At 58.0% G+C, this 8,598-nt stretch carries 4 protein-coding genes; all 4 read left to right on the forward strand.

Annotated features, from left to right (window positions below; genetic code table 11):
* Positions 1-3,245 (forward strand): glycosyltransferase (locus tag PHW99_RS14880; protein WP_300179188.1); only part of this gene is annotated, 3,245 nt, incomplete at its 5' end.
* A complete protein-coding gene (locus PHW99_RS14885) occupies positions 3,230-5,068 on the forward strand; it encodes a hypothetical protein (RefSeq protein ID WP_300179191.1) in 1,839 nt (612 codons plus the stop codon). The genes PHW99_RS14880 and PHW99_RS14885, both read left to right, overlap by 16 nt.
* A 116-nt stretch (positions 5,069-5,184) precedes the next feature.
* A complete protein-coding gene (locus PHW99_RS14890) occupies positions 5,185-6,918 on the forward strand; it encodes a beta-galactosidase (RefSeq protein ID WP_300179194.1) in 1,734 nt (577 codons plus the stop codon).
* 101 nt (positions 6,919-7,019) lie between these two features.
* The coding region (locus PHW99_RS14895; protein WP_300179197.1) for a beta-galactosidase at positions 7,020-8,598 on the forward strand (1,579 nt) is incomplete at its 3' end.

The raw sequence follows: 8,598 nt of genomic DNA on the forward strand, positions 1-8,598 counted from the left end.
CCACCGATATCCGGGTGACCCGGCGCGATTTGCTGGCCTCGGAATTCGCCGTGCCGTTTGATGGCCTGCCACCGGCCGTGGCCCGACATCTGCTGGCCTTGCCCGACGCGCTGACGTACCAGTTTGTTGCGGTGCTGCAACCTGACAACGAAGTCGGCGCCCCCCCCCCTCACGAGCGGGCACAGAGTAGCGAGCCCGCACATGCCTTGTTTTCGACCCAGCTTTATCTGGCCACGACCGAGGGCTATCAAGAAAATCACAAGCTGGTCTCTGCCGGCAGCATTGGCCTGCCACGGCAGACCTTGAGCTTTGCTGTGCCCCCGGCAACCCAACCCTACACCACTCTTCGCCTTGACCCCGCTGACCGCCCGGGCTTCTTCAAGCTGTATCAGTTGCGGCTGTTGCTGCCCGACGGTACCCAACTATGGGATTGGGAAGCCGGGAAACACGACACCAACCTGCTGAGCCAGTGTGCTCACCAACAAATGCTGTTTCAGCACCCCTGGGCGTTGTCTGATAGCACCTTGCTTTTTTTATATGGGGACGACCCTTGGCTGGAGCTTCCGTTGCCGGAATCGGTCTTGCAGCAGGCGAGCCTGCATGGTGCACGGCTGGAGGTTATTTGTGGCTGGCCAATGTCTGCTGACTATATGCAGGCAGGCATCGCCACCCAGCTGGCCCTAGCTGCCTTACAGGCCAAACTTGAAACTGAGTTTCAGCTTCAAGTTAAGGCGATCACTCAGGAGCAACAGCGGCAGCCAGCAGTGGCCGAGAGTGTCTGGAGAGCGCTTCAGAAAGACAAACAAAACCTGTCAGACGCATTAAATAGAGCCAGGCTCAACAACCTGGTCCAGCAAGATCAACTCAGGCAATTACAACAGCACTTACAGACCATCGAAGCGTCAACGGTATTCCGAGTCACCCGCCCCATCGTCAATTTCAAAATGCATCTTGACCGTTTGTTCGGCAAGGCCCCAGACCTCACTGCCCCGCAACTGACCGTGCCCATGACCAATCCAATTCCTTTGCCTACCCATCCGGTGGACATCATCGTGCCGGTCTATCGCGGCATCGAAGACACGCGCCGCTGCATTGAGTCAGTGCTCAATGCCCCGTGCCAAACGGCTTGGCGGCTGATCGTCATCAACGACTGCAGCCCGGAGCCGGAGGTCACTGAATGGCTCCGATCCATCGCCCTCACCGACAAGCGTATGACGCTGCTGGAAAACACGGAAAACCTTGGCTTTGTCGCGACGGTCAACCGGGGCATGAGCCTGCACGCCGACAACGATGTGCTGCTGCTCAACAGCGATGCCGAAGTGGCCAACGACTGGCTTGATCGCATCCAGCGAGCCGCCTACAGTGCCCCCCGGGTGGCCAGCGTCACCCCGTTTTCCAACAACGCCACCATTTGCAGTTACCCGCGTTTTTGCCAGCCCAATGATTTACCGACAGGTTACGACACTGCCGCCTTGGACCGGCTTTTTGCGAACCACCTGGCCGGACAAACTTTGGCCGTGCCCACCGGAGTCGGTTTTTGCATGTATGTCCGCCGCCAATGCCTGCAGGAAGTCGGCCTGTTTGACGTTGACAATTTTGGCAAGGGTTATGGTGAAGAGAACGACTTCTGCGTGCGTGCACAGTTGGCTGGCTGGACCAATCTGCATGCGCTGGACACCTTTGTGCGACATGCGGGTGGCATCAGTTTTGGTGGCACCAAAAGCGAGCGGGAAGTGCAGGCCATGGAAACCCTGAGACGTTTGCACCACCGTTACGAGCCCGATGTGATGAATTTTGTGGCTCACGATCCGGCCCGTCCAGGCCGGCTGCTGATCGACATTGCCCGAATCCTTGATGACAGTAAACCCGTGATTCTGAACGTCATCCACAACCGCGAAGGGGGGACGCTGCGCCATATCCAGGAGCTGGCCGACCGGCTGGGCAAATTGGCCACCTTCCTGCGGCTCAGCCCGGCCCCTGGTGGTGTCACACTGAAACTGGAAGGGGCTGATGAGGCATTTGCCTTGCACTTTGCCATCCCGCAGGACCGGGCCCACCTGGTCAGGACACTGCGCCAACTACAGGTAGGGCATGTGCACTATCATCATTTGCTGGGGCACTCATCTGACATTGCAGAACTGGCCGCTCAACTGGGTGTCAGCCATGATTTCACCGTTCATGACTACTTCAGCTATTGCCCGCAAATCTCGTTAACCGATCATACCGACCAATACTGCGGTGAAAAGGGATTGGAACAATGCCACCAGTGCCTGAAGCGTCAACCTGCTCCAGAGGGTGCCAGTATCGAAAGTTGGCGTGAACGACATTCACAATTGTTGCGCGACGCCCGCTTTGTGATTGCCCCCAGCCAGGACACCGCCTTGCGGCTCAAACACTTCGAACCCAGTGCCAATGTGATCGTGGTCCCCCACTCGGCGCTGGAACTGCAGCCACCTGTTGACCCCAAGCCGCGGGCGCGTACCTTGAAACCTGGCAAACGACTGAAGGTTGTGGTGCTAGGGGCCTTAAGCAAGATCAAGGGTGCTGATGTACTGGAAGAAGTGGCCCTGTCGGCAGCACAGCGAAACATCGCCGTCGATTTCCATTTGATCGGGTACGCCTACCGCAGCCTGCGTACCCAGCCCAAGGCGCGCTTGACCGTGCACGGTGGCTACGACGACAAAGATTTGCTGCAACTGCTGCAGTGGCTGCAACCCGATGTCATCTGGTTCCCGGCCGTCTGGCCCGAAACGTACAGCTACACCCTCAGTACCAGCCTGGAAAGCGGTTTGCCGATTGTGGCGCCCAACATTGGTGCTTTTGCCGAACGACTGCAAAACCGTGACTGGACCTGGCTTTGTGACTGGCACCAAAGTGCCAACCGATGGGTCAATTTCTTCAATGACCTGCGGGAGAACAACTTTGGCATCGGGATCAATCCCCAGCACATCGCGCCACTGCCAAAAAGCGAATTTGAGGCCGCCAACACCTTTGCCTACCGAGGCAACTACCTCGCCTCGCTGCCCCGCCCAATCACGCCACCACTGCATGAACTTCTGGGTATTCAACAGCAATTGCGTGAAAACCAGCAATGGCTGGACAACGGCCAAAAACCGGGCAACGGCCTGAAGTCGTCCACCCTTCACACGATTGTGTGGCTACGGGCCAGCACGGCGCTGTCCCCGTTGGCCAGACTGGTGCCAACCCACCTCCAAAGACGGGTCAAGTCTTGGCTTGGAAAATAAATCGGCGCGCCAGCATTTACCTGCTGACAGCGACGCTTGGCCTTGGGGTCGGCGCATGGTGGCAACTGCGCCCGCAAGCCACCGATTTCTGGTTGCTGCCCATGATGGACCTGGACAACTGCCTGCTGCCCCGGACAGACACTGTCCCAGCCGCACCAGCTCATTGGCAAACCGGCTGCCAGGGGCCCAACGGTTCTGCAGCCCATCTGGTGGAATCCACACTCCAGGGCTTGCGACCCGTGTCGCCCACCAACAACAACGGGCGACTGGGCTACACCCTCAAAGTACCGCTGCTGGCCTTTCTGAAGCCACAGGGACAGGGCTGGCAGGTTGACCAGCAGGCACTTGAACGCGTTGTGCGCACCGTGCGCGACAACCCGCGGCCCTTGCTGCTTTATCTTTTTTCAACCCACTTTGGCGTCAATGCTCCGATTGAGCCGGTGCTGGCTCAAAACCCGGACAACCTGGGACACACCCCAGCCGGTCCTCTGGCCCAGGACGTTTATTATGGGCAGCCGGTCTACCCATGGAGCGTGGCCCGAACAGACAACCCGCTGACCCTCTACCGCGGCCAGGTGATCCATGCCCTGCTGCAGCGCTTGTGCACCTTGCCAGACGATGCCCGCCATCGCATCAAAGGTATCAGCCTGCTGGGTGAAACCCACCAGCTTTTTCCCGATTTTGAATCAGGTATGGGGTTTGATCGTCCCTACCATGTGACAGACTACAGCACCACCTCCGTCACCGGATTCCGGCGCTACCTGACGCAGCGTTACACCCGTATCGAGACACTGAATCAGAAACTCGGCAGCAACTACCCCTCATTCGACAGTGTGTTTCCCCCTGCCAAAAACATTCGCAGCGAAAAACTGACCCGTTTTGAAGAACATCTTGACGCCTATGCAACTGGACAGCTGCCTGTCAGCGGATGGGTTCACACGCCTGGCACATTGATCGCCGGCCAAACGGTCAACATCTATCTGAATGGCAAGCCGGTTGCTGAAGCGCCTGTACAACTGGGCCGCCAGGATGTCCTGGCAGTGCACCCTGAGTTCAAGACAGCTGACGTCGGCTGGCGGCATGACCTTGACTTCAGCCAGCTCCCGGCAGGCATTCACCGCATCGACCTGGCGCTGGCACAACCAGCCGGGCCGCTGACTCACCTGGGCACACGACTGATCTCGGTCATGGACAAGCGACAAACCACACCGCAAGTACAGCCGATGACAGCCTTGCCCCCCATGCAGCCCCGGCCGTCGCAGATGTCGGCTTACATCGACGAACCCAGGGAGCATGCGTCGTATTACTTCAACCCGCTGGCGGTTGAATGGCTGGCGTTCCGCGAAGCTCAAGTTGTGGATTATTTGCAGCACTTCAACAGACTGGTGACACAAACCTGTTTCAACGACACCCCGCGCTACACCCACCAGATCGTGCCACAGTTCAACCCTAGCTGGGACAGCAGCAAATACGCAGCAGCGGCTTCTCTGCAGCCCCTGGGCACCCTGCGTACAGGCATCAGCCTGTATGGGCAGACCAGTTATGGCCGTTCTCTGGACGACTGGTTCAAGCCGAGACCGCATGCATCTTATGGTGTGACAGAGTTCCATCCATTGCAGGCCATGGATGCGGAGCAATTGCGCGCAGTGATCAGCCAGCACCAGCACCGTGGCGCCAGATTTGTCTCTTTTTTTCTGGAAACCCGTTGGCAGGCACAACGGATCATGACCACCCCCAATCTGTTTTCATTCGACCCCGACAATCTTCAGTTCGGCTCCAACCAACTGTATTCCAGCATGCAAACACTGCTTTCCACGCCATGAATCCGCACCCACTCACATCATTTCTTCCGCAGGTTCTACTGGCTACCCTGATGTTGCTGGCGGTGCCGTGGGCGGAAGCCGGGCCACGGCTACCTGAACGAGACACGTTCTACCTCATGCCAACGGTGGAAGGACTGTACGCCTGTGAAGAAGGTTTGAAACAATCAAATCTGAAAGGCATTGACCAGGTCAATCATTACTGCATCGAGCATCAGCTTGACGGCGCCACAGGCATCAACCGCCTACTGGACCAGCTTGAACCAGGTGGCCCCAAAGGACAAGTCCAGGTAGGTTATGTCGCCACGCTGCAATTGCTTGCACTTTACAAACGCGAGGGCAGCAACTGGGTCATTGATGATCGCAAGCTGGGGGTCTACCTGCAATTGCTGGCCAACATCCAGCGCCCTGTCGTGGTCTACCTGTCGGCGGACCATTTTGATTCACAAGGCCCGCTGGTGGACGGGCTGCTGGAAGACCCGCGCAACCTGATGCTGCTCAGGGACGGCAAACCCGCCATGGCCAACTATTTTGGCTACCGCATCGTGCCCTACACCCTGCAGCCCGACGACACCATCGCCGTGAATCACTATCGGTATACGGCGCTGAAACACGTTATCAAGCGGCTCGGTCAACTTCCCAAGGCGGTACAAGACCGAATTATTGCGGTCACCCTGCCTGGCGAGTTACACCAGATGTTTACTGATTTTGAAAGCGGCACCGGCCGATACCAGGACATTCGGGTCACTGACTACAGTACGGCCTCCGTGGCCGGTTTCAGGCGCTGGCTGGCCGAAAAATACGGAAATCTGCAAAAGTTCAATGCCCACCATGGCTCTCATTTTGCCCGCTTTGACGACGTTCCCGCCCCCTCGAAAGACATCCATCAGGAGCCACTCACCTCCTTCTTTGAACATTACGACGCCTTTGCCGACGGCACGCTGCCGATTGCTGGCTGGTTGTGGGACCCCCAGCAACGCATCAAGCAGCTTGACTTGTACATTGATGGCTCACGTGTCGGCCCCGTGCCAAGAGGACTCAACCGGCTGGATGTCTACCGGGCGTTGGCCGACGTCACCACGCCCAACGTGGGCTACCGGTACGACCTGGATGTCAGCCGCCTGACCAGTGGCCAGCATTTGGCTCAGATTGTCGCCAGCGATGGTCCACGGCCCTATCTGCTTGGGCAGGTCCCTTTTGCTGTCAAACACGCCGACAACAAACGTTTTTTGTTGACCAGCCCGGATGGGCTCAAAAATGTGAACTCGATCGGCGGACTGTCGGGTGTCAAAACGTCGATGGACCTGCCCAAAGCGGGGACAACCGTGTATTTCAATCCGCTGGCGCGCGACTGGAACCAGTACCGCGGCTGGCAGGTGCGCCGGTTCATGGACCGCCTCTACCAAGTGGGACGTGAAGCAGGGCTGCCTGCACACAAAATTTACTCCCACCAGATTCTGCCGGGGGTGAACTCCAGCTGGAACCCACAGCTCTTTGCCGTGGAGCAGAGTCTGGAAAAAAATACCCCTTGGAAAGCCGGCATCAACCTCTACGGCGGCGCCACCAACAGTGATTGGGTCCGCACTTTCTTGTCTCAGCGCCAGCTGACCGACTACGGTGTGCCCGAGTTCAACCCCCAGCAATGGAAACGCCCCGGCGTCCATCTGGAAGCCATGCGATCACACTATCTGGCTGGTGCCCGATTCATCAGCCCGTATTACCTGTCCGCCGTCCCGGACCGTTATCGGGGAAACATTCAGCACGGTGTCAACGCCATGGAACTGCGCGCGGACAACCCCAAAGATGGCTCTGACCAGTTTTACCAGGCGATTCGCCAATTTGCGGAGTACTGAGCGTGACACTTGTTTCCTTACGTGTGCTGGCTCTGGCCTGCGCCTTGGCGCCTTGTTTGCCGGCTCTCGCAAGGCCAACCACCCCTTTTGTGATCGCCCCCATGATTGAAGGCGTGGGTTATTGTGCTGCTGGCGCCAAAAGCGGCACCGTGCCACTAGCCCTGGCAACCTGCGCCAGTCAGGACAACCCCAGCGCGGCGCTGATACAGGCTGCCTTGAACCGCCTTGAGCCCGGTGGTGCTGCCGGAAACGTGCAGATTGGCTACACCATCGGCATCAACCTGCTGGGGTTTGACAAGCCGGCTGACTTGCAGGCGCACCTGAATAAACTGCAAAAGCTGATCCAGACCACTCGCCGCCCGGTCGTTCTGTACCTGATGGGCAACCAGTTTGCCGCCCCACCAGCGCATCGCAGTTTGCCAACCAGTTCGTACACTGTCTTCAGCGACCAGACCGTTCCCAAAGAGCATTACTTTGTCAACAGCATCAATGCCTGGACACTGGAGACAGACGCCGCACTGGAAATCAACCAGTTACGTTTTGCTGCGTTGGGGACGGTTGGGCGGTGGTACAGCACACTGCCCGCAACCTTGCAGGACCGCATTGTTGGCTTCACCCTGGCAGGCGAGTTGCATCATTTCTTCCCGGACTTTGCCAACGGCATGGGCCGTTACGACAACATCCGAGTGACCGACTACAGCCCAACTTCGGTCAAGGCTTTCCAGGCCTGGTTGCGCAACCGCCAACCGCTTTTGAGCCGCCTCAATCAACAATGGGGCAGCAAGTTCAACCAGTTCAGTGACATTGCCCCACCGGCGAAAGACATCCGGCGAGACAAGCTGAAGGGATTTCACCAACACTTTGACGCTTATGCCCATGGCTTGCTCCCTGTTGAAGGCTGGTTATCTGCCCTGCCTGCCAATCATCAGATCGAGGTCTACCTGGATGGCAAACTGCTCGGTCAGGCCGAATACGGCTTGAGCCGACAAGATGTTTATGAAGCCGTCCCTGACATCAAGCAGGCTGGTGTCGGTTTCAGGTACTGGCTGGATTTTTCAGTGCTGCCACGTGGCATCCACACCCTTCAGGTGGCACTGGTTGGCGTAGGCGAAAAGCGCGAGCTGGCACGCCGCAAGATTGTCCTGATGGGCAATCATCAAGGCCCACCACCACCGGTGACAGGAGAAGCCCCCCTCGGCAAGGCAGCACCAGCACAACGTTTCTGGCTTGATCAACCACGGGATATGCAGGACTACTACTTCAATCCACTGGCAAAGGCCTGGAACGAGTTCCGCAGCCACCAGGTCAAACAGGCGCTGTACCAATGGTTTGATGCCGCCGTGGCCAGTGGTTTGCCAAGGGGCAAACTCTACTCACACCAGATCGCCACCGCCACGGTGGGTACCTGGAATCCGTTGCTCACGGCCTCGGACGCCAGCCTGACCGGACCACAGCCCTATAAAAAAGGCATCAATCTGTATGGCGGTGCGCTCAACATCGAGTTATTGCGACACCACTACCTGACACCCGGCGAGCCGTTCGCCGTCCCCGAATTTCACACCCAGGCCTGGAAAAACCCCAAAGCACCGGCGCAGGTGTTGGCGTCGTTCAAGACCGCCGGCGCCAGCTTTGTGTCTCCTTACTTCATGACCCTGTTCCCAGCGAATCTGAGAGGCAAAG

Origin of the sequence: Rhodoferax sp. (genome assembly GCF_028689305.1) — a bacterium.
GTDB lineage: Bacteria > Pseudomonadota > Gammaproteobacteria > Burkholderiales > Burkholderiaceae_C > Rhodoferax.